This window comes from Arminella tubonensis (genome assembly GCF_003240585.1).
Classification (GTDB): Bacteria; Pseudomonadota; Alphaproteobacteria; order Rhizobiales; family Rhizobiaceae; genus Rhizobium; species Rhizobium tubonense.
This window is the reverse complement of the sequence record NZ_PCDP01000076.1, coordinates 90,238-111,634: the sequence shown is the minus strand read 5'-3', so window position 1 is coordinate 111,634 and position 21,397 is coordinate 90,238. Positions and strand designations below refer to the sequence as shown.

Here is a 21,397-nt window from a genome sequence, read left to right as displayed (position 1 = left end):
CTTACGACTGCTTTAGGTCACCAAATCATCGTAGAAGGCAAGGATCACTATGGTTGTCGAAGGAGAGCAAGATAGTCAGGCAGCGCCAATGATCGACCCATTTGGGAGGTTTGTGAGCTATCTCCGTGTGTCTGTTACGGACCGCTGTGATTTCCGCTGTCGCTACTGCATGCCAGAGAAAATGACCTTTCTGCCGAGCAAGGATTTGCTTACGCTCGACGAATTGAGACGTCTGTGCTTCGCCTTCATTCAAAAGGGCGTGCGGCGGATCCGTCTGACTGGCGGCGAGCCGCTTGTGCGGAAGGACATCATGGTGCTTGTCCGCGAGCTGGGTAGCAAGATCGGCAACGGGCTCGACGAGGTGACGATGACGACAAACGGATCGCAGCTCTCTCGCTATGCCAACGAACTTTATGAATGTGGCGTTCGCCGGATCAATGTCTCACTTGACACACTCGACCCGGAAAAATTCCGCAGAATCACGCGCTGGGGCGATTTTGATAAGGTCATGAGGGGCATCGAGGCTGCACAAGACGCAGGTCTTTCAGTCAAACTCAATGTCGTTGCGTTGAAGAATGACAATGAGGACGAAATTCCCGATATGCTCCGATATGCTCATGCGAGAAACATGGATCTGACAGTCATAGAGACCATGCCAATGGGTGACGTGGATGACGACCGCACCAGTCAGTATCTGCCACTTTCAAAGCTGCGGGCAGATCTGGAAAAGCAATTTACGCTCACAGAGATCGCCCACAAGACAGGTGGACCGGCGCGGTATTTCCGGGTATCGGAGACAGCCGGTCGACTTGGGTTCATTACGCCGATGACGCATAATTTCTGCGAAAGCTGTAACCGCGTTAGATTAAGCTGTGCTGGAAAGCTTTTCATGTGCCTTGGACAAAATGACGCGGCGGATCTACGAAAATCCCTTCGCTCATCGCTCGACGACATCACATTAAATTCCGCGATTGACGACGCCATCTTACGCAAGCCACGGGGTCATGATTTCATCATTGATCGTTCACACAATCGGTCGATTATCGCCCGTCACATGAGTGCAACCGGCGGATAGCCGCCCCAAAACCGATCATTTCAGGACGGTTGGCAAACCCCAGCATCGATGACAGCTAAACACTCCGACGCCAGTGGCTTGGGGTGGTGCCGGTTGCCGCGGAAAACGCGCGGGAGAAGTGACTTTGATCAGCAAATCCGCATAGCCTCGCGATTTCGCTTAATGAAATGTGGGAGTCGCGAAGCAAATGCCGCGCCTTCTCAATTCTCTGCAGCATCAACCACTGGTTTGGCGTCTTTCCTGTTGTGTCGCGAAAAGCTTGCAGAAACGTCGCTAAGGGAAGACGACATTCCGACGCAACTTCGCCGATAGATATGTCGCCCGTTAGCCTGGTTAACAGCATTTCCTTCGCAACCGCTTCATATTTTGGCGACAGCGGCCGCCTCTTGAGCTCGGTGGCGGGATGGCCGTTGCCATAATTGCGCAGGAGGTGCATGCCGATTGCTACCGATAGCTGGTCGACAAACAGGAAGCTCTTCTGAATCTGGTCGCCCGCGGTAGAAAATAATGCCCGCACAAGTCCCCCCAGCGCGGGGTCCGGCAACGCTGTCACTTGCGACAGGCTCGTCGTCCTGGGAATTTCTAAACCGTCGGCAATTTGATCGAACGCAGGAAGGGGTAGTTCCATTAGAACGAAGTTAAAGCTTCCACTCGCGTCGGCCTTATAAGCCTCGGATTGATCACGAATATACATCGAATTTTCCGCAAATTCGTATTCAGTTGTGTGATGCTCGCTGAAAATCCGCCGCTTGTGAGCTCCGGCCATGGAAATGCCTATAAGAAAACCACCACCGGTGGGCGATGCAACAATTTGCCTGGTGCCTGATGAGGCTGACATCATGTGATGAAATCTTATTTGACCGCCTGAAATTGAAGCAGAGTTATGCAGATCCGAGACGGAGCAACCAAATCGGTCTCGTTCAATTGATAGGTTCGGCTCTTCATTGTTAACGGTCACACCGCGCCCCTCATCAGGAGTGTCGATTTTGGTAAAGGTTGGAACACTATATCACCCATCCCCGGTTCGCCATTGCTCACCGATGACTAGCTATTGTGATTTGAATTCATTGATCTGATTTTGTCGTCGTCGAACTTTGTACTGAGCGTCAGAATTCTCTTAGCACTGCCCGTTTAGCCTTTCGATATCAATCATCGCTAAGTACGCCCTTGACTGGAGAAAAGGATGGATAGTCAGTGTAACCTTGGAAGTCTCCACCGAAAAATGTCGAGACGTCTGGTGCGTTCAGAGGCGAACCGGTTCTCAGGCGTTCGGGCAGATCGGGATTCGAAATAAAAGGCCTGCCGAAAGCAATGAGGTCCCCTCGCCCCGCGGCAATGGCGGCTTCCGCCTTGTGGTAGTCATAGCCTCCGGCGAGTATCATTGTGCCTTTGAACCGATCCCTTAGGAGCTTCATGATCGCTCCCCACCGGGGATCAAAATTTTCATCCAAGACGGTGCCAATAATTTCTGGCTCGACCAGGTGCAAGTAGGCGAGATGACGTTTATCGAGCTCCTCAGCTATATAGCCGAATGTTTGTTCAGGTGTCTCGTCTCCCATCCCCATGAACCGGCCCATGGGAGTGAGCCGAACGCCCACTCTGCGCGATCCTATAGCCGCAGAGATGGCGTCGGTTACTTCCAGAAGAAAGCGAGCCCGGCTCTGAATCGAACCACCATAATCATCGCGACGATGATTGCTGTGGCTGTTGATGAACTGATCCAGCAGGTAGCCGTTGCCAGCGTGTATTTCCACACCGTCCATGCCAGCCTCTATCGCATTGCGTGCCGCCTTAACATAATCGGCGATGATCTGCTGAATGGCTTCGACAGTGAGTTCTTGTGGTACTGGAACGTCCGTCCAGATTCCTTGCCCGTTCTCGTCCACTATAAATGTTTTTCCCGGGACAGGCATCGCGGTCGGAGCCACCGGCAATCCCCCATTCGGCTGGAAGCTCGGGTGCGAGACGCGGCCCACGTGCCAAAGCTGAAGGAATATTCTTCCACCCTCCAGGTGAACCGCTTCACTGACGGCTGACCATCCGGCAATTTGTTCCGGCGTGTATATTCCGGGTGTCCACGCGTAGCCTTGCCCCTGCTGAGATATTTGGGTGGCTTCGGTGATTATCAATGCGGCACTGGCACGTTGACGATAGTATTCAACGTTCAACGCACTGGGCACATTACCTGGCTGGGCAGCTCGAGAGCGCGTAAGCGGTGCCATCACGATACGAGTTGGCAGATTTATGCCCGCCAATTCCAAGGGACTAAACAGATTCGTTTCCATATTGCTTTCCTTCGCCCATCACGCTGGGCATGTTTGCACGTCGGTCACTCGGACGCCGCAGAGGCGATCGGCGGCGAGGATGTCGGTCAGCTAAGACCAGGACCCATGGATCCCCAGACCCCCACGACTTGCTAACCTTGGAGTGAGCATGACGCGGTTTTTCGGCTGGTCGCATGGAAGCCGATCATGTCCGAGAGTATTGTTTGGAGCCGGGTCGATCTTGTATTTTTTACCTGTGCGTGGATATTTCGCCGTGAAAACAGCGATGTACCTTTGCTACAACTACGCATGCCTCGGACGGGAGGGAACAAACCCGCCTTGGTGGGTGCTAGATCACGTTCCCACCTAGACGGCGACCGTAGGCCGCTATTTGACGACCGACCCCAATGCGATCCTGTTCGAACTGGCGTAATGCTGCGGATAGATCGTCTGACGTTTTTAACACATTGGCGAGAACCATCACGTCGCCTGCAGCTTTCGATGCTCCCATCGCTGTATGCGGCCTGACTATAAAAGCGGCATCGCCGACTAATACAGTCGATTTGCCGATCATCCGTGGGGCTTCGTAGTCGAAAATCCCTTGTATCGACGGTGTTTCCTCTGCCTTAACTGCATAGGCGAACTGGGGCGGCAGCTGTTCAGTGGCATCAAGACGCAATTCGTCCCGACGCGCCAATGTCAGCTCCCCGCGCGGAAGAGAAAATTGGTTCTGTCTTCCATCCCTAGCCGTGAACACTGCCGCGAGGTTCCAGGGGCTAACCTTTCGGTACCATACCCAATTGTAGCGACGGCTCCCCTCTTCCATCTCACCGTTAGGTCCGGGTACGAGATAACCAAGAACATGGTTGCCAGGCGTGACGTAGAAGGCAAAACGGTTGAGAAGTACGGCCGCCTCGCGCGGGAGCTGAGTCTCTGACATTAAGCCCCGCCATGCTACGTAGCCCGCATAGCTGTTTTCATAGGCATTGGGATGAAGACTTTTTCGCACAACCGAACCGATTCCATCTGCGCCAATTACCAGATCTGCAGCTTCCGACGATCCATCAGCAAAAAATATTTCGACTCCATCGTCGCCGTCTCGAACATGAGTTACTTGCCGACCAAGCAAATAATGATCACGGTCTATATGCGACGCGATAGTGTTGTAGAGGTAGTCCCAGGATATTTGCATCTGGGGCATCGAGATCGTCTGCAAAATGTGGCCTTTTTTATCAAGGTATATTCTCTCTTTGGCAACGACGCCGACATCGGCAACTTGCTCGAGCCCAAGCAGCCTCAATATCGAGAACAAATCTTCCTGTGCTACAAGCCCCGCCCCTCGCCCCCCTAAGCCTTCGGTGGAGCGCTCATACACCTTCACGTCGTGACCATCACGACGCAAAAGGATGGCTGAGAATAGTCCGGCAAGGGAGCCGCCGATGATTCTGATGCGCAAAGATCTCATGGCTCTTCCCCCTAGTATGACTTTGAGCCAACGCGGCGGGACCGGAAATCGGCCGCCCTGACGCACAGTGCAACAACTGCCAACAATGCGCCGACGATACTCACTGCCGACCAGGCCCCGTAGCCCCACGCAAAGGTCGCGATGGCCGAACCAATCGCACCGCCAAGAAACATGCCGGTCATAAATATGGTGTTGAGCCTGCTACGTGCCTCTGGTTCAAGAGCGTAGATAATGTGCTGATTGGAAACCAACGCACTTTGAATTCCAAAGTCCAGCACAATCACGCCGATAACCAAGGCTGCTATCGACGTCCATGCTCCGAATATTACCCACGACACCAAGGTCACAAATGCACCAAGCCATACGACGAAATGTGGACCTCGCGTATCGGCAATGCGACCCGCTATTGGTGCTGCAAACACCCCTACAGCACCTACTATGCCAAAAAGACCGGCAACGTCAGCACCAAGGTTGAAATGCGGACCTTGCAAATAGAGAGCTAAGATCGTCCAGAACGTCGTGAAAGACGCGAATAGAGCAGCCTGCACAAAAGTTGCAACTCTCAGCGACGGCTCGCGCTTCCACAAATGAGCAAGTGATTTGATTGCGGCCGTGTATCTCATCTTGGACGCGGCACGATGGTTTGGAAGCGTTACAAACATCATCGCAGAGGCGACCAATGCCAATGGCACGCCAATCCAGAACATTTCGCGCCAGCCAGCGTGTTCTCCGACGAAACCAGAGAGAGTTCTGCTAAAGAGAATTCCCGATAAGACACCGGCCATGACTGTGCCGATGGTCGCACCGCGCTTTTCTGGGGGAGCCAGTGAAGCTGCGAACGGCACAATCTGTTGCGCGACTGTTGAACATGCGCCGACAACGAGAGAACTGAGCACAAGCAGCCAGGCGGTCGGAGCGATGGCGGCCAATGCCAGCGCAACGGCGAGAACCACAAACTGCCCAATGATTAGCTTACGGCGATGGATGATGTCCCCAAGGGGTAGCAGAAACAGCAATCCCAGCGCATAGCCAAGCTGCGTGGCGGTCGGGATGAGACCGGTGGCAGACTGGCCGGGGAACTCAGCCTCTATAATTCCCAGAAGCGGTTGATTGTAGTAGATATTGGCGACCGCTATCCCACTTGCCGTAGCCATCGCGAGAAGTGCTGTTCTACCTACACCCTGGTGCGAATTAGTCTCTGACATTCTCATGGTTCAAACCTCTCTAGCCAATGTAGCGTCAATGTAGATTTATATCGAAAAGAGTTTTAGTCTTCGAATTCGATCAACCGGAATATCGGAATTCGATATAATGAATACGGAAGACGTCGCTGTTTACGTGAGCGCGGTCACTGCGGGGAGCCTCTCGGAGGCGGCTCGCAGGCTCGGCATTTCGCCAATGCTTGCGACTAGGCGTTTGGCTTCTCTTGAGACAACACTTGGGGTCAGGCTGCTGCATCGGACGACGCGCTCGCTTGCCCTGACTTCGGAAGGCGAGACATTCCTGCCTTTCGCTCAAGCTTTGATGGATAACGAACAGGAAGCCCGAACGCTGCTTCGAGCCGAAGGTACTGGCGCTGCAGGTCTGTTGCGAGTTTCTGTTCCGGTTTCTTTCGGCCTCAAGCTTGTCGCGCCACTCATTCCGCGTTTGCTCGAAGACAATCCCGAACTTCGGATTTCGTTGGATTTGAGCGATCACCTGCCGGACCTTATTTCTACCGGTTCCGATCTCGCGATCCGAATTGCTCGCCTGAAGGACAGTAGCTTGATTGCGCAAAAACTGGCTGCCAATCCCAGAAGCTTGGTGGCCTCGCCGGGTTACCTGGAAGGAAGGCCGCCTCCAAAAACGATTGAAGATCTGGTCAAGCATGATTGCCTTCCTATAAGTGGCGTTACGCATTGGACCTTTATGAGAGCGAACACGGAAATCCATGTTCGTCTCGGCTCACGATTTTCTTCGACCAGTATCGCTGGATGCCACGCGGCCTGCTTGGCAGGAGGGGGGATTGCCCTACTCTCCAACTGGAATGTTTCTCAAGACACCAATCGAGGTCGACTGGTTCGCATTCAACTTGAAGATGCAGCTCCTGAGACGATTGCCATCTGGGCTGTTTATCCCACCAGTCGTTTGGTCTTGCCCAAAGTTCGCGTTTTCATAGCAGCCCTGAGATCGCTACTGGCCGACCCGGGCTTCGATAACGACTAGAGAGTTATGACGGCCGCACGGACCTTTTCCGGGGTCAGCGGCATATCTCGAAAGCGTACGCCGGTAGCATCGGCCACCGCATTGGCCACAGCTGCGGACGTCGGACCTTGCCCACATTCAGCCACGCCAAGAAAGGGCAGCCCCGGTTGCTCGACCACTATAACGTTGATGTTCTCCGGAATGTCGCGAAACCGCAGTATCGGGTATTCGCTCCAATCAAACGAAGTGCGAAGCGTATCATTATTGGTCGCCGCTTCTCGCGTGCACCAACTCAGCGATTGTATGATGGCGCCCTCGACTTGGTTTTGAACCCCGTTGGGATTGACAATCTCCCCGCAATCGACCGCCGCCTGAACTCGTTGCACGCTGATGAGGCCGGTGTTCGGGTCTACGTCAAGTTCAAGACAGACGGCACAATACGCCCCAAGATTTTTGTAGCGTGCGAACGCCATCCCGTAGCCGTGCATCGGCCCCTTGCGTTGACGCTGCCTCCATCCAAATGCTGTCGCCGCAGTCTCCATTACCCGCCGGGCACGATCGTCGACCATGTGGTTCATTCTTAGGTCGAGCGGATCGACGCCGCCAACACGTGCCAGTTCGTCAAACATGCTCTCGATCGAAAACACATTCAGATGGGCTCCCAACGAGCGCAACGCTGACACCCTTATCGGCATGTCCTTGATGAAGTGGTAGAGCACATCCATGCTCGGCAGGTCATAAAGCGGGTTGGAGTTTCGACTGCCGTCACCTTCTGGCATCGGTATCGGGCGACCCACCGGGATGGGAAACGACGGAATGACCTCGTTGCCAATGAGGACGCCGCCTGCATTGGTCGGCCGGTTGTTGTGCGGATTGCTCCACACATCATGTTTCCATAGGACGATATGATTATTTGCGTCCAGACCGGCCTCGAGTTCTGTTACCATGCCTGGACCAAGCGGCTCCCATCCGAACTCCTGCTCCCGCATCCATTGCAATTTTACTGGCCGTCCGGGAACAGCCATTGCGATGAATGCTGCCTCGGCCGCCACATCGTCGGCACCGTTCTGGCCGTAGCAGCCAGAGCCCTCAACATGAATAGCCCTGATTTTCTCAATTGGACGCCTCAACAGATCGGCTGCCACCCGGCGAACGTCAAACGTTCCTTGGCTATGCGTCCAAATGGTAAGCAGGTCATCTTTCAACCAGGCAACAGCACAGGACGGCCCGATCGATCCATGACTAATCCACTGCCGGGTGTACCGGGCGGAGACGGTTTTTACCGCTGGCGGGACGGGTCTGTGGACGTCAAGAATGACAATGTCGACCGCTGGCAAGGATTTCAAAGTTTCCGTCACGGAGCCTGTCGGAAATGGCGGGCCTGGTCTGTCGTAAGGCGATGCCTGCAGCTGTCGCATAAGCCGGATTGCATCCCACTCCTTTTCAGCGACAATGGCGTGAAAGTTTCCATCTTCTACGAATTTGAAAATGCCGGGAAGTTTTTCGATCTCCGCTGTTGGCGGCAGCTGCAGGCGCGTGCCTTGACTTGGTCCACGAACGACCCGCGCAAAAAGCATATCTGGGAGACGCATGTCTTGGATAAAAGCCTGCCCACCGGTTGTCTTTGCTGGGATGTCGACCCGCGGAAGGTCGGTTCCCATGGTGCGGAACTGGACTTTCTTTCGCAGCGGTGCGTTCTGGACAGCTTCAACGTGAAGAGACAGGCCCGCCGCGATCTCCCCGTAAGTGAGACTCCGTCCGTCCGACGCTCGAATTGTTCCGTTGCCCAGTGTCTCAACCTGGTCCATCGCCACGTTAAGTCTTGATGCAGCGTTCTGTGTCAGCAGCATCCGAACATTGGCGGAGGCGTTCCGTATGGCGGTTCCACTGTCCTGCATCGAATGACTACCTGCCGTAAGACCCTCATCAGGCGTTCTCGCCGTGTCGACAGTCACCAGCCTCACGTGCTCGGGTCTCATATCCAACTCTTCGGCAGCGACCTGTAAAAGCGCGGTCTTTATGCCCTGGCCCAACTCTGCCTTTCCAGTAAAGACTGTCGCATGGCCCGTGCTATCGATCTGGATCCACGAGTCCAGGTAGGGATACGATTTAAGGCTGCCTAGAAGCTGCGGGGCGATGACGGGTGGACCGGCTCCGCCTTCACCTCCGCCAGCCAATTGCGCGAACGCGGGCGAAACCAACGAAAACGCGACTACTATTCCGCTCGATGCCAAAAACGACCGCCGTGAGAGTAGTTGCCTCGAGGACGCACTCATTCGACACCTGCCAGGGGACGGTTGGCGATGATCGCGTCGCTAGCCCGGCGTATGGCACGCAAGATTCGAGCATGCGTACCGCATCGGCATAAATTGGGCTGCATATGGAAACGGATTTCTTCGTCGGTAGGAGCGGAGTTCACGTCCAGCAATGACTGAGCCCGCATGATCATGCCCGCAATACAGTAGCCACATTGCGCAGCCTGTTCGTCTTGGAACGCTTTCTGCACAGCGTTTGGTGATTCCTCTGTTCCTAATCCCTCAATTGTGCGGACATGCCTGTCTCCCACCGCTCCAAGAGGCGTTAGGCACGAGAACACCGCGGTACCATCGATTATAACCGTGCAGGCACCGCATTGGCCGAGGCCGCAGCCGTATTTTGCTCCGTTAAGCTCGAGATTGTCACGCAGGATATATAGCAGTGGCGTATCGGCATCTGCGTCAACGGTACGGTTCACGCCATTTATGTTTAGCGATGTTGTCATTGCGCTTGTGCCTCCCGCCGCGCTGAAGTCACGGATGATTCCAGCTTCGTCCAAGCCGGGGATGCGGTAAAACGTGATCGAACGTAGGCCAGCAGCTCGACGATCTCCTTATCCGTCAGGTTTCCGGCGAAGGGCGGCATATAGGGCCCTTTACCAGACGGCGCCGACACGCCTTGAAGAATAGCCATCGCTGCGTTGGTCGGATCGTTTAGCTTAAGGTCCGTAACGGTCGAAAGGGAAGCGCGGGCCTGGTCCGCCATTGGCGCTCCAATTCCGTGACAGCCCGCGCATGCACCTTGGAAGAGGTGCGCCCCAACTGAGTTTTCGTTCGCGGCCTGCGTTGCGTTGTCGATTGTCGACGGGTCCGAGATCACCGACGGCTCGCCTTCATGCATCTTGTAGGCGATGTAAACTGAGATTGCTTTTACATCCGGATCATTCAAGCGAGACAAGCCCTCTGTCACAGCTGCCATTGGGCCTGCCGCCGCACTATGGTTCTCGTCAGACCCTGTCTTCAGATAGTTGAAAAGTGAAGCTTGGGTCCAGGTTGATGCAGACGGATTTCTTGCAGTCAAGGCAGGGGCAACCCAACCTTCCGCCACGCCACCCTCGAATTCGCTGCCAAGCTCTTCCCCGCCCGCGACGTTTCTCGGAGTGTGGCATCCACCGCAATGGGCGAGTCCCTCAACTAGATATTTGCCGCGGTTCCATTCGGCATTTTGAGATGGATCGGGTTGAACGCTTGTCTCGTGGAGAAACAATAGTTTCCAGCCTGCAAGAAGTGGGCGGAACCCTAGACCGGGGATTAGCTTATTGGCGGGTGCTGTTAAGGAAACGGCCTCTCTCGTCATCAGGAACGCGTAGACCGCATGCAGGTCGTCATCGGTAACATGGGTGAAGTGCTCATAGGGTAAGGCTGGGTAAAGGTTCGAGCCGTCGCGGGCCACGCCCTGCTTCATGGCACGATCAAATGCTGTCTCCGACCAATGCCCTATGCCGGTCGCTTCATCCGGCGTGATGTTGCCGGAGTATAAGGTGCCAAAAGGCGTTGGCAACGGTCTTGACCCGGCAAATGGCTTGCCGCCATCGGCGGTATGGCAGACGATGCAGTCACCCACCGTCGCAAGTTGTTCACCGCGCTTGACAACAGCCTCATCAAAGCTTGCCTTGTCAGGTCTGGCGATTGGTGCGATCTCTGGCTCGTAAACGAACCACACGGCCGCAGCCAAGCCCACGACGGCAAGCACAGACACGCCACTGATCGCCCTAACTAAAGCCCTTCTCGAAACGTGCATTTTCTGGAACCTGACCAGCGGAAGTTCATGACGAGACTATTTCGGGTGCGATGAATCTTCTTGTCCGAATAGCCTGAATTTGGACGCGAACCCTGCCAACGGAGGCGGCAGGCGCGAACGATGGTTACGGCCGCAGCGTGCTGCTGATTCCACCCATAAATACGGTGAGCTCCATCTCGACCACGCGATCGATGTCATCGACGGCCATCTTGTAGATGAATTTCCTGACTCCAAGATAAAAGATTGCAGCGTGGAGGCCCCAGATCGCTTCTAGTTCTAATTGCGTCACAGGAGCTGTTTCGATTGCTTCCCGCGAATATTCATGCCTGAGCTCCCGGATGATCAATTCGAAGACTCTTTGCTTCAGCAGATCGAGGTACCGCGTATTGAAATCTAGACCCTTAAGCCCAGAAAACATGAATAATCGGACCCATTCATAAGTAAGTATTACACGTGAGTAATCGCGATAAAATTCGCTCAACCGGTCTTTGAGCGCCCGCCTCCGATCTTTGATCAGATCTTCCCAAAAGGGATTCCAGCGGCTCATGAAAACCTCTTGATACACTCGCTCAACGAGGGCGTCCTTTGTTGGAAAGTATCGATACAGAAGCGGCTGGGTGATACCAAGACGCGAGGCTAGCTCCCTGGTCTGACCTTCAAATCCAAGCTCGGCAAAAAATGCGACGGCGCCGTGAACAATCTCGGCTTCACGCACTTCAGGCGACATGCGCCTTTTAAGGTCTTTCTGATTCATCACCCCTCCCCCATCCAACTAAAAAAGTCAGCAGATGTTTCGATTAATTTATCAACACGTTGGCAAAAAGCAAAGGGTTTGACCCGATATTCCCAGCGATTGCCGACTAAATACCCCCTTGACGAATGGGAGATTGCATTCTAATTGATCACTCGATAAATAAGAGGTCTGGGAGGATTTCATGTTGAAGCCGGTTCTGAGAACAATTTGGCGGAAAGTTTCCGTTCTGTGGAATTGCGCCTCGCGTTCTGCGGGTGTGCCATCCTATCGTGAGGCGCCCAATGTTCTTCTTGTCGGCAATGACGACCCGACTTCACTCTTCCGCGCACAGGTGAAGCGATCGCTGGCGGCCCACCCACCCGAAGCAGTCGTTGCCCTTAGGCTTTTCGACGCGCCGAATTCGAAACAGCTGTAGCAACGACCCAATGTGCCCATGAGGGCAGTCGACTCAGACTAGAATTGCAACTTTTCGCGCTTCTGATCGCGGCGGTCTGTCGCAAGAACTGTTAATTCAAGGTGAGGATTTCGGAGTGACCATACGAAAGCACGCGGTGATTATAGGTGGGTCGATGGGCGGATTGTTTGCAGCCCAGCTCCTTGTTCGCCTTGGATGGACCGTTGGGGTTTATGAACGCATGACCTCCGAGCTTGCAGGCCGCGGCGCGGGTATTGTAACTCATCCTGAACTCTTCGACGTCCTAAGGGCGTGCGGTATCGATAGCCGCAACGCCGAAATCGGCGTCAGCGTGGCCGGGCGACGTGTATTTGACGACGCGGGTAAAATAGTCGGCGAGCGTTCCCATCCGCAGATTCTGACGTCTTGGGGCAAACTCTACGCGATACTAAAGGCGACATTGCCTCCCTTGATTTACAACTATGGTTTCAATCTCAAGACCGTCAGTCAGGAAGAAAACGTTGTCACAGCGCACTTCGAGGATGGCACCAGCGTATCCGGCGATCTTCTTGTCGGAGCCGACGGCATATTCTCGACGGTGAGAGCTCAACTCTTGCCGAATGTAACACCCAATTACGTCGGCTATATCGCTTGGCGCGGACTTGTCGATGAGAAGGACCTTTCTTTCGAAACGCGTGACGCTCTCTGCAACCATTTCTCTTTCTCTCTTCCCTCCGGCGAGCAGATGCTGGGATACCCAGTCGCCGGTGAGGATGAGTCCACTGAGCCAGGTCACCGGCGCTTCAATTTCGTCTGGTATCGCCCTGCTGCAAAAGAAAATGTGCTGAAGGACCTCCTGACAGATAGCGACGGCATCGAGCATGCCTTGTCCATTCCTCCTCACAAGATTCGCCCCGCGCTGATCGCCGAGATGCGCCGATCAGCGCAAAGGCTGCTCGCGCCACAGTTCGCCGAAGTCGTTGCAAAGACGGCTCAACCATTCATCCAGGCAATACAAGACCTGGAAACACCAACGATGGCTTTGAAAGGCCGTATTGCATTGATTGGTGACGCCGCGTTTGTGGCGCGGCCACATGTCGGAATGGGTGTGACCAAAGCGGCGGGTGATGCCCTCGCGCTGGTCGAGGCGCTCAGCAGCGTTAGCGATATTCCCACAGCTCTCGAGCAGTTTGAGAATACGAGGCTCGCCTTTGGGTCCGCCGTAATTCGCAGAGCACGCCAATTAGGCGCCTACATGCAAGCTCAAATCCTCACCGACGAAGAGCGAAGCATGGCGGAGCGACACAGGCAACCCGAAGCAATCATGCGCGAGACGGCAACCTCGGCTGGCATCGCCAATTGCGACAACAAAGAAGGAGCAATGTCATGGGCAGCATCGTGATCGACCGGTGGCCTCAGCCACCCGAAAAGTTCGACGAAAAAAGGAAGACCGAGTTCAAAGCCAATCAGGGAAACGGTCGCGTTGGAAGTCGCCTCGTGTCTGAAACCGATCGCGTCAGAGTATGGGCACTTACTCTTGGGCCCAACGAGCGACTTGCCTTCCACACACATGTCCTTGACTACTTCTGGACGGCCGTGACCGGCGGCAGCGCAAGATCTCACTACGCCGACGGGCGGATAGTCGAAGTCTCGTATCAGCCGGGAGATACACAACATCACAGCTTTCGGGCAGGCGAATCCATGACACATGACCTCGAGAATATTGGTGACACAGACCTTATTTTCACGACTGTCGAATTCAAGGAAAGCGCCAACGCGCCACTGACGCTTTCCTGATATCCTCATTGGAAGCGGTCTACAAAACCGGCTTCACCAACCCCTTCCGTCGAGAAATAGCCATTCGAAAGGCAGCAACATGGATACCCTAGAGCGTCAGTCCAAACTGAAAGACATTGGAACCTCGGCGATCTTTCTCCGCTTGAGTTCGCAACGAAACAGGCTCGGAACAAGTCTGGCTTTCACAATGGCCACCCTGTACTTCGCTTTTATTTTTCTGGTTGCCTTCTCACCAGCAACTTTGGGTGCCCCAATCTTTGCCAGTTCCGTCGTAAGCCTCGGCGTGTTGGTGGGAGTTGGGATCATGGTAACGGCTCTCGCTCTCACCGCAATTTACGTCGTCTATGCAACGGTAAGAATAGATCCGCTGGTTCGTGCTGTCCGGGAGATCGCGCGATGACGCGGGTTTACTGTCTCGGGACGTCGGCTATGCTTTGGCTTCTTGCATCTCGCGCGAACGCTGAGGCGCTGACGGGGGCTGTCGTGAAGCAGGCGACAAATCCGCTAGCGATAGTGATGTTTCTGTTTTTCGTTCTCGCCAGTCTGGGAGTGACGGTCTGGGCCGCACGAAGAGGAACACGAACGGCGAAGGATTTCTACGCCGCGGGCGGTGGTCTCAGTGGCTTCCAAAACGGCTTGGCTATCGCTGGCGACTACACATCCGCCGCAACCTTTCTCGGCGTCACAGCGTTAGTCTTTGGGGCGGGTTATGATGGTATGATCTATGCGATCGGCTTTTTGGTCGGCTTCCCGATGATACTATTTCTGGTGGCCGAACCGCTTCGCAATCTCGGGCGGTATACATTCGCTGATCTTGCTGCATATCGCCTCTCGGAAAGCCCCATCCGTACTATCGCTGGGATCAACACCCTTGTGATCGTGCTGTTCTACCTCATTGCCCAAATGGTGGGGGCGGGCAAGCTCATCGAGCTGTTGTTCGGACTACCTTACTGGGTGGCCGTGGTTCTGGTTGGCGTTCTGATGATGCTCTACGTTACCTTCGGAGGTATGCTCGCTACGACCTGGGTGCAAATCACCAAAGCCATACTTTTATTATCCGGGACAGTTCTGATGTCTGTACTCATTCTGAGCCATTTTGGGTTCAGTGTGAATGGCCTTTTCGCAGCGGCGATTGCCGTCCATCCAAAGGGCGCTGCAATTATGGCGCCTGGCGGCTTGGTCAAGGATCCAATTTCAGCACTCTCACTTGGGGTCGCGCTGATCTTTGGAACCGCTGGTTTGCCTCACATCTTGATGCGGTTCTTTACCGTATCCGACGCGCAACAGGCTCGTGTCTCCGTGCTGGTTGCAACCTGCTTCATCACCGTTTTCTACTCGCTATTGTTTATCTTGGGCTTCGGAGCTATCGCGTTGGTGTCTGGTGATCCAGACTACGTCGACGCCGCGGGCAAGATTATTGGCGGGACCAACATGGTCGCAATTCACCTCGCGCACAAACTCGGTGGCTCGGTGTTGCTCGGCTTTATCTCCGCTGTTGCGTTCGCCACAATTCTCGCCGTTGTCTCTGGACTGACAATGGCAGGCGCGGCGGCGGCCGGGCATGACCTCTACGCGCGGGCTTGGAAGAAAGGAAGGGCCAGCGAAGGTTCCGAGATCAGGGTTTGCAAAGCATCGGCGATCGTTATTAGCATTGTGGCGATATCTCTCGGCTTGCTTTTCGAGAACCAGAACATCGCATTTCTGGTCGGCTTGGTCTTTGCGATCGCTGCTTCGGCAAACTTCCCGGTCATTTTCTTGTCGGTCAAATGGAGAGGCCTCACCACGAGAGGTGCTTTTTGCGGATCCTTGATCGGCTTGCTCAGCGCCTTGACGTTGGTATTTTTCAGTCCTGCCGTTTGGACGACTACATTGGGGCTGGGGAACGCACCCTTCCCGTATGACAACCCGGCGCTGTTTTCGGTCCCGCTCGCATTCTTGGCCACGATCTTAGTCTCGCTCAGCGATCGGAGCAGAAGTGGAGTTCGGTCCAAGGATCTATTTCAGTCTCAGTACGTGACAGCGCATACCGGGATCGCGGAATAGCATTTCACTGGCGGATCCTCCTACTCAAAGTTGGAGGGTCCGCCGTGGGGGCTAGATGCCAAGTCGGTCTCGAATGCCGCCCAACACGGTCCATTCACGCTCTAAAGAGTGATTTGTATTGCCTCGGCTGGCATCGCAGATACTGTTCGGGAGCAACAACGCTCTCGCCGAAATGAGCCGCTGCGTGCCACGGCCAGCGCGGATCGTAGAGCGCTCCTCTAGCAATTGCGATGAGGTCCGCCTCCCCGGTGCTAAGAATGGCTTCGGCTTGTTCGAAGTCAGTTATGAGTCCAACTGCGATGACCGGCATAGGCGTCGCCGCCTTAATCGCTCGCGCAAAGGGGACCTGGTAGTTCGGCCCGACGGGTATTTCCTGATGTGATGACAAACCCCCGGTCGAAACATGCACGGCCGAACATCCACGAGATTCGAGTGCCTGCACAAACGCGATGGTCTCCTCGAGATCCCAACCGCCTTCGACCCAATCGGTCGCGGAAACTCGCATGGTTACGGGCTGCCCATTAGTGAACGCCTCTCTGACGACTTCAAATATTTCGAGCGGAAACCTCATCCGGTTTTCCAGCGACCCGCCATACTCGTCCGTTCTAAAGTTTGACAGTGGCGACAGGAACTGATGCAGGAGGTAGCCGTGCGCACCGTGAATTTCCAATGCATCGATGCCGAGCCGAGCCGCCCGACGAGCTGCTTCTGAAAAAGCCACGCGAATTCTTGCCATGCCCTGATAGTCCAACGCCTCTGGCGGATTATAGCTCCACCGAAACGGAATATCGCTTGGACCCACCGTCTTCCAGCCACCCAACTCCGTTGGCGCGATCTGAGCACCGCCCCTCCAGGGAACCTGAACGGATGCCTTGCGACCTGCATGTCCGAGCTGAACCGCAACGGGGATATTGGACCACCGCCTGATTGTGTTCAGAACGTTTGCCATGGAGTTTTCACAGGCGTCTGAATAAAGGCCGACATCCCCATTTGAAATGCGACCTTCCGGAGACACCGCAGTCGCTTCTGTGATCAAGAGCCCAGCTCCCGAAACAGCGAGCGAACCCAGATGGATCTGGTGCCAATCATTCATCTGACCATCCACCGCGGAATATTGGCACATCGGTGCGATTACGATGCGATTTTCGAGATTTAGCTCGCTGATGGTTATGGGTTTAAAAAGTGTCGCGCCGGTCATACGGAAGTCCAATCTTCGTTGTACTGGGAGGTGGAGCTGCTCTTATAAAGCTATCGAAAGAGAAACCGCTCGGGGGCCGTGAGCAAAGTGAGAATGATCACCCGTAAAGTCATGGCCCGAGAATTTTGGCGTCCGGCTATCGGTTGTTCTCAAGCTGTATCGTCTCCAGGCGCTCGGCGTCATTCCTGTGACGCGGCGAAAAACGCGAGAGAGATGTGCTTGGTCAGCAAGCCCGCAATCCAAAGCGATTTCACACAATGGAGTATCGGAGAATAGCATTCTCTTCTTTGCAAACTCCACTCGCTGGGCAACGACGTAGTTATGTGGCGAGACACCGAAACTTGCCTTGAACGCCGACGAAAAATAGCTAGTGCTGAGACTTACAAGCTCCGCAAGGTCATTGAGAGAAATTTGACCGGCTATCTGCTCGGCCACATACGCCTTGATGCGCCTTACTTGCCAGGATGCGAGCCCACCGGACGCAACCTTGGTGTTACCGCCGCTATTTAGTCCGCTCCCATCCTTGGGCCCGTTCGGGCGAAGGAGTTTGGACGCGCGTTTCATGTGATCGATTGCAACGGCCTCGTCGTCCTCAATGCAATTAATCGCCATCAACAGTAGCTTCGATACTTCACCTGAGAAATCATGCAGGTTGATTTCATCAACAAGAAGACCCGCTCTATCGTCGTTCCGAATGGTAATCACCGCATCTGACATGTTCGCAATCCTATGAAATCGATGAGAAAAGAAAGCTCGACTGTCATAGTGATGGCTAGGCGGAACTTGCGACATTCAACTGAGATCGTGCACGTCGTAGACATGAGTGTACTGCTTCCATACCTTCGTATAGTTGCAGTCCCGAACGATCACGTTTCCTCGACAAAAGCATGAACGGAGTGTGTTCATCCCTACTCAGGGCATTTCGACAAGACCCGCTGCGCTCCACCGATTTAGGTTTCGCTCCAAATGAGAACTTTGTCAGTCTGGAGGCAGATATAGATATGAGTGAAACAGTAGCTGATCAATTTGTCGCAACATTAGCAGCCGCGGGCGTAAAGCGGATTTTCGGAGTCGTTGGCGACAGCCTTAATGGCATCTCGGACGCGGTTCGACGCCACGGCCAAATTGAGTGGATGCACGTTCGTCACGAGGAAGCTGGTGCATTTGCTGCAAGTGCTGAGGCCCATCTGACAGGTTCACTTGCTGTTTGCGCAGGTAGTTGCGGCCCGGGAAATCTTCACTTGATCAATGGGCTGTTTGACGCCCACCGCTCCGGGGTTCCCGTCCTTGCGATCGCTGCTCACATTCCTTCTTCGGAGATCGGTTCAAGCTACTTTCAGGAAACGCATCCTCAAGATCTCTTTAAGGAGTGCAGCCACTATTGCGAACTGATTGCCGACCCGACCCAGATGCCGAGAACATTGGAAATAGCAATCAGAGAGGCTGTCGGAAAACGCGGTGTTTCGGTAATCGTTATTCCTGGCGATGTCGCACTCAAGGCGGCTCCCACATCAATTAAGCCACGCCCGCTTGGTCTTTTGCCGAAAATCCCCTCGATTTTGCCACCGCGGAGCGACATTTCTGCCTTGGCCGAGATGTTGAACGGCGGTGGTGAAAGGCGTGTCACAATTTTTTGCGGATCGGGCTGCGCTGGAGCCCACGATGAGGTTGTTGCGCTCGCCAAGAAACTGAAAGCCCCGGTCGTTCATGCATTAAAGGGCAAAGAATACATCGAATACGATAATCCCTACGATGTCGGGATGACCGGATTGATCGGCTTTGCGTCAGGCTACTACGCCATGAAGGACTGTGATGTTCTTCTAATGCTTGGCACCGATTTCCCCTACAGACAATTCTACCCTGAAGGCGTCGGCGTTCAGATCGCACAGGTTGATATCCGACCGGGCAATATTGGTCGACGTGCCAACGTCGACCTCGGATTGGTCGGCGATGTCAAATCGACAGTCAACGCGCTGCTGCCGTCTCTCCGAGAACGTCTGGACCGGACCCATCTGGACCAGGCCGTATCTCACTATCAACGTGCCAGACGCGAGTTGGACGCTCTAGCCGAAGGCTCAGGCGCGAGCGGCAAGATCCATCCCCAGCAGGTCGCGAAAACGTTAAGCGACCTTGCATCTGACGACGCAATCTTCACCTGCGACGTCGGTCTGCCGACCGTCTGGGCCGCGCGTTATCTGAAGCTCAACGGAAGGCGTCGTCTGATCGGTTCTTTCTGCCACGGGTCAATGGCGAACGCCATGCCACATGCCATTGGTGCTCAAGCGACATTTCCCAACAGGCATGTTATCTCGATGTCGGGTGACGGCGGGTTCTCGATGCTCATGGGTGATTTTCTCACCCTCGCCCAGTTAAAGCTTCCGGCGAAAATCGTCGTATTCAACAATTCGGCACTCGGCTTCATCGAAGTCGAGCAAAAATCCACCGGCTTTCTCCCCAATGGAACCGACCTTGATAACCCGAACTTTGCCGCGATGGCAGAGGCTGTTGGCATCAAAGGGATAAGGCTGGAACACCCGCGTGATGTAGAAAGCGGTATACGCGAAGCGTTGGCGCATGACGGCCCCGTCCTCATAGATGCTGTCGTGGCACGCACTGAACTTCCGGTCCCACCGTCGATTAACGCTGAAATGGCCAAGGGATTTACCTTGTACATGCTTAAGGCCGTTTTCAGTGGCCGAGGCGACGAACTGGTGGATCTCGCACTTACAAACCTCTGGCATTGAGGTAGTTTGATATGGATCCGACCGCCCTTCTGCTGTCTCGCCTGCAGTTCGCCTTTACGGTGTCGTTTCACATTATTTTCCCGGCCTTCACCGTGGGTCTTGCGGCCTGGCTTACATTCCTGGAGGCGGTACGCCTTTGGACCGGTCGCCCACTTTATCGTCGCCTGTTTGACTTCTGGCTCAAAATTTTTGCTATCGCCTTCGGTCTTGGCGTGGTGACCGGCGTCGTCATGGCTTTCCAATTCGGTACAAATTGGAGTGAGCTATCCATTAGATCCGGACCGATTCAGGGGCCGCTATTGGGATATGAGAGCTTCACCGCGTTTGCGCTGGAAGGAAGCTTCTTCGGCGTAATGATGTTCGGTCGCCGCCGGGTTTCGCCAGCAGTTTATATTTTTGCGTGTGCAATGGTGGCGCTTGGCACGAGCCTGTCATCATTCTGGATCATGGTGAATAACTCTTGGATGCAATGGCCTACAGGCTATGACCTTAGCGCCGATGGAACCTTCGTGCCGACGGATTGGTCGGCCATTATCTTCAGCCCCGTGGTTTGGGTCCGATTTCCGCACATGATCCTAGCCGCTTATGTCACGACGTCGTTCTGTGTCGCGGCAACCGGTGCATGGTATCTGCTTGAGAGGCGGCTACACGCGGAAGGCGTTGCTATGATCCGGATGGGGCTTGGTCTGGCCGCGGTACTTGTCCCCACCCAGCTCTTTTTCGGACATCTCACAGGAGACTATGTCCACGACAAACAGCCGGTAAAATTCGCGGCCATAGAGGCCCGCTGGGTGAATGAGAAGCCAGCGTCTGAGGTCCTCTTTGCCATCCCTGACGAATCGGGAGAGAGAAACCTGTTCTCAATATCGGTTCCATACTTGGGAAGCTTGATAGGGTCCATGAGCCTGACCTCGGAAGAAGTTGGTTTGAAAAGCTTTCCGGTCGATCAAAGACCGCCAATTCTTATACCGTTTTTTGCTTTTCGAATAATGGTCGCCTGCGGATTAGCGATGCTGGCACTGGCCTGGTATGGCTCTTGGACCACCTATAAAACTGAATTGCCCCAACGCCGCTGGCTGCTATGGCTTATCTACCTAAGCTTTCCACTCGGCTTCATTGCGACGTTGACAGGGTGGTTCACTGCCGAGGTAGGGCGGCAGCCTTGGGCAGTATATGGCGTGCTTCGGACGGCCGACGCTGTTACCCCGTCACTGACCGTAAAGGCGGTTGCCATCAGCTTTTTCGTCTTCGCATTAATTTACAGCGCCATTGGAATTGCAGGGATCGCCTACGTACATCGGTTGCTGCAGGTGGGCCCTGGCCTCGGTCCTGAGGAAATTGGAGACGGAGCTAACCCAAAGCGACCGCTGGCCATCCCAGGTGGCAGCCCCGGCACCCCCCCAACACCTGCGGAGTAAACAAG

The 21,397-nt window shown here is 54.6% G+C and carries 18 protein-coding genes; 8 read left to right on the top strand and 10 right to left on the bottom strand.

The window, feature by feature from the left end; translation table 11 throughout:
• Positions 1 to 49 precede the first annotated feature (49 nt).
• Positions 50 to 1,075 carry a GTP 3',8-cyclase MoaA gene (gene moaA, locus CPY51_RS30280; protein ID WP_111164064.1) on the top strand — a complete coding sequence of 342 codons (1,026 nt, stop codon included), beginning with the start codon at positions 50 to 52 and terminating at the stop codon, positions 1,073 to 1,075.
• A gap of 55 nt (positions 1,076 to 1,130) precedes the next feature.
• Here moaA and CPY51_RS30275 read toward each other — a convergent pair whose 3' ends face one another.
• From CPY51_RS30275 to CPY51_RS30260, 4 genes are all read right to left on the bottom strand, one after another.
• Positions 1,131 to 2,033 carry a helix-turn-helix domain-containing protein gene (locus CPY51_RS30275; protein ID WP_146260203.1) on the bottom strand — a complete coding sequence of 301 codons (903 nt, stop codon included), beginning with the start codon at positions 2,031 to 2,033 and terminating at the stop codon, positions 1,131 to 1,133.
• Between the two features lie 187 nt (positions 2,034 to 2,220).
• Positions 2,221 to 3,360 (bottom strand): alkene reductase, encoded by a 1,140-nt coding sequence (locus CPY51_RS30270; protein WP_111164062.1) that lies wholly within the window; start codon positions 3,358 to 3,360, stop codon positions 2,221 to 2,223.
• 328 nt (positions 3,361 to 3,688) lie between these two features.
• On the bottom strand, positions 3,689 to 4,804 hold the full coding sequence (locus CPY51_RS30265) for an FAD binding domain-containing protein (protein ID WP_111164061.1): 1,116 nt from the start codon (positions 4,802 to 4,804) through the stop codon (positions 3,689 to 3,691).
• A gap of 11 nt (positions 4,805 to 4,815) precedes the next feature.
• Complete coding sequence (locus CPY51_RS30260; protein ID WP_111164060.1) at positions 4,816 to 6,015, bottom strand: MFS transporter; 1,200 nt, start codon at positions 6,013 to 6,015, stop codon at positions 4,816 to 4,818.
• A 100-nt stretch (positions 6,016 to 6,115) separates the two neighbouring features.
• Between CPY51_RS30260 and CPY51_RS30255 the strand changes: the two genes are divergently transcribed.
• Entirely contained in the window at positions 6,116 to 7,009 is an 894-nt protein-coding gene (locus CPY51_RS30255) for a LysR family transcriptional regulator (RefSeq protein ID WP_111164059.1), read from the top strand.
• Here the strand turns inward: CPY51_RS30255 and CPY51_RS30250 are convergent.
• The 4 genes from CPY51_RS30250 to CPY51_RS30235 form a co-directional block, all read right to left on the bottom strand.
• The gene (locus tag CPY51_RS30250; RefSeq protein ID WP_111164058.1) at positions 7,006 to 9,264 is read right to left on the bottom strand and encodes a xanthine dehydrogenase family protein molybdopterin-binding subunit; all 2,259 of its coding nucleotides are present in this window, start codon (positions 9,262 to 9,264) and stop codon (positions 7,006 to 7,008) included. The two genes, CPY51_RS30255 and CPY51_RS30250, sit on opposite strands and share 4 nt — an antisense overlap.
• Entirely contained in the window at positions 9,261 to 9,749 is a 489-nt protein-coding gene (locus CPY51_RS30245) for a (2Fe-2S)-binding protein (RefSeq protein WP_111164057.1), read from the bottom strand. Before CPY51_RS30245 ends, CPY51_RS30250 begins: the two co-directional genes overlap by 4 nt.
• Positions 9,746 to 11,002: a c-type cytochrome gene (locus CPY51_RS30240; protein ID WP_244598837.1), complete on the bottom strand. Its 1,257-nt coding sequence runs from the start codon at positions 11,000 to 11,002 to the stop codon at positions 9,746 to 9,748. The genes CPY51_RS30245 and CPY51_RS30240 overlap by 4 nt, the downstream gene beginning before the upstream one ends.
• Positions 11,003 to 11,168: 166 nt before the next feature.
• Complete coding sequence (locus tag CPY51_RS30235; RefSeq protein WP_111164055.1) at positions 11,169 to 11,798, bottom strand: TetR/AcrR family transcriptional regulator; 630 nt, start codon at positions 11,796 to 11,798, stop codon at positions 11,169 to 11,171.
• 530 nt (positions 11,799 to 12,328) lie between these two features.
• Between CPY51_RS30235 and CPY51_RS30225 the strand changes: the two genes are divergently transcribed.
• From CPY51_RS30225 to actP, 4 genes are all read left to right on the top strand, one after another.
• Positions 12,329 to 13,594 carry an FAD binding domain-containing protein gene (locus tag CPY51_RS30225; protein ID WP_111164053.1) on the top strand — a complete coding sequence of 422 codons (1,266 nt, stop codon included), beginning with the start codon at positions 12,329 to 12,331 and terminating at the stop codon, positions 13,592 to 13,594.
• The gene (locus tag CPY51_RS30220; RefSeq protein ID WP_111164052.1) at positions 13,579 to 13,989 is read left to right on the top strand and encodes a cupin domain-containing protein; all 411 of its coding nucleotides are present in this window, start codon (positions 13,579 to 13,581) and stop codon (positions 13,987 to 13,989) included. Before CPY51_RS30225 ends, CPY51_RS30220 begins: the two co-directional genes overlap by 16 nt.
• 79 nt (positions 13,990 to 14,068) lie before the next feature.
• Positions 14,069 to 14,389, top strand: a complete 321-nt coding sequence (locus tag CPY51_RS30215; RefSeq protein ID WP_111164051.1) for a DUF485 domain-containing protein — start codon at positions 14,069 to 14,071, stop codon at positions 14,387 to 14,389.
• A 29-nt stretch (positions 14,390 to 14,418) separates the two neighbouring features.
• Positions 14,419 to 16,032: a cation/acetate symporter ActP gene (gene actP, locus CPY51_RS30210; RefSeq protein WP_244598835.1), complete on the top strand. Its 1,614-nt coding sequence runs from the start codon at positions 14,419 to 14,421 to the stop codon at positions 16,030 to 16,032.
• A 94-nt stretch (positions 16,033 to 16,126) separates the two neighbouring features.
• Here the strand turns inward: actP and CPY51_RS30205 are convergent, their stop codons facing one another.
• Entirely contained in the window at positions 16,127 to 17,230 is a 1,104-nt protein-coding gene (locus CPY51_RS30205; RefSeq protein WP_111164049.1) for an NADH:flavin oxidoreductase/NADH oxidase, read from the bottom strand.
• Positions 17,231 to 17,272: 42 nt separating this feature from the next.
• Entirely contained in the window at positions 17,273 to 17,947 is a 675-nt protein-coding gene (locus CPY51_RS30200) for a helix-turn-helix domain-containing protein (RefSeq protein ID WP_111164048.1), read from the bottom strand.
• Between the two features lie 284 nt (positions 17,948 to 18,231).
• Here CPY51_RS30200 and poxB point away from each other — a divergent pair, with 284 nt between their 5' ends.
• Together poxB and CPY51_RS30190 are read left to right on the top strand one after the other, a co-directional pair.
• Entirely contained in the window at positions 18,232 to 19,974 is a 1,743-nt protein-coding gene (gene poxB, locus CPY51_RS30195) for a ubiquinone-dependent pyruvate dehydrogenase (RefSeq protein WP_111164047.1), read from the top strand.
• Between the two features lie 11 nt (positions 19,975 to 19,985).
• Positions 19,986 to 21,392 carry a cytochrome ubiquinol oxidase subunit I gene (locus tag CPY51_RS30190; protein WP_111164046.1) on the top strand — a complete coding sequence of 469 codons (1,407 nt, stop codon included), beginning with the start codon at positions 19,986 to 19,988 and terminating at the stop codon, positions 21,390 to 21,392.
• Positions 21,393 to 21,397 lie beyond the last annotated feature (5 nt).

Excerpts from the sequence above, each read along its gene's own strand:
- moaA (WP_111164064.1), top strand. The coding sequence starts at position 50 with ATGGTTGTCGAAGGAGAGCAAGATAGTCAGGCAGCGCCAATGATCGAC.
- CPY51_RS30205 (WP_111164049.1), bottom strand. The coding sequence starts at position 17,230 with ATGACCGGCGCGACACTTTTTAAACCCATAACCATCAGCGAGCTAAAT.
- CPY51_RS30215 (WP_111164051.1), top strand. The coding sequence starts at position 14,069 with ATGGATACCCTAGAGCGTCAGTCCAAACTGAAAGACATTGGAACCTCG.
- CPY51_RS30245 (WP_111164057.1), bottom strand. The coding sequence starts at position 9,749 with ATGACAACATCGCTAAACATAAATGGCGTGAACCGTACCGTTGACGCA.
- CPY51_RS30270 (WP_111164062.1), bottom strand. The coding sequence starts at position 3,360 with ATGGAAACGAATCTGTTTAGTCCCTTGGAATTGGCGGGCATAAATCTG.
- CPY51_RS30255 (WP_111164059.1), top strand. The coding sequence starts at position 6,116 with ATGAATACGGAAGACGTCGCTGTTTACGTGAGCGCGGTCACTGCGGGG.
- CPY51_RS30235 (WP_111164055.1), bottom strand. The coding sequence starts at position 11,798 with ATGAATCAGAAAGACCTTAAAAGGCGCATGTCGCCTGAAGTGCGTGAA.
- CPY51_RS30265 (WP_111164061.1), bottom strand. The coding sequence starts at position 4,804 with ATGAGATCTTTGCGCATCAGAATCATCGGCGGCTCCCTTGCCGGACTA.
- CPY51_RS30190 (WP_111164046.1), top strand. The coding sequence starts at position 19,986 with ATGGATCCGACCGCCCTTCTGCTGTCTCGCCTGCAGTTCGCCTTTACG.
- CPY51_RS30220 (WP_111164052.1), top strand. The coding sequence starts at position 13,579 with ATGGGCAGCATCGTGATCGACCGGTGGCCTCAGCCACCCGAAAAGTTC.
- CPY51_RS30200 (WP_111164048.1), bottom strand. The coding sequence starts at position 17,947 with ATGTCAGATGCGGTGATTACCATTCGGAACGACGATAGAGCGGGTCTT.
- CPY51_RS30250 (WP_111164058.1), bottom strand. The coding sequence starts at position 9,264 with ATGAGTGCGTCCTCGAGGCAACTACTCTCACGGCGGTCGTTTTTGGCA.
- CPY51_RS30260 (WP_111164060.1), bottom strand. The coding sequence starts at position 6,015 with ATGAGAATGTCAGAGACTAATTCGCACCAGGGTGTAGGTAGAACAGCA.
- poxB (WP_111164047.1), top strand. The coding sequence starts at position 18,232 with ATGAGTGAAACAGTAGCTGATCAATTTGTCGCAACATTAGCAGCCGCG.
- actP (WP_244598835.1), top strand. The coding sequence starts at position 14,419 with ATGCTTTGGCTTCTTGCATCTCGCGCGAACGCTGAGGCGCTGACGGGG.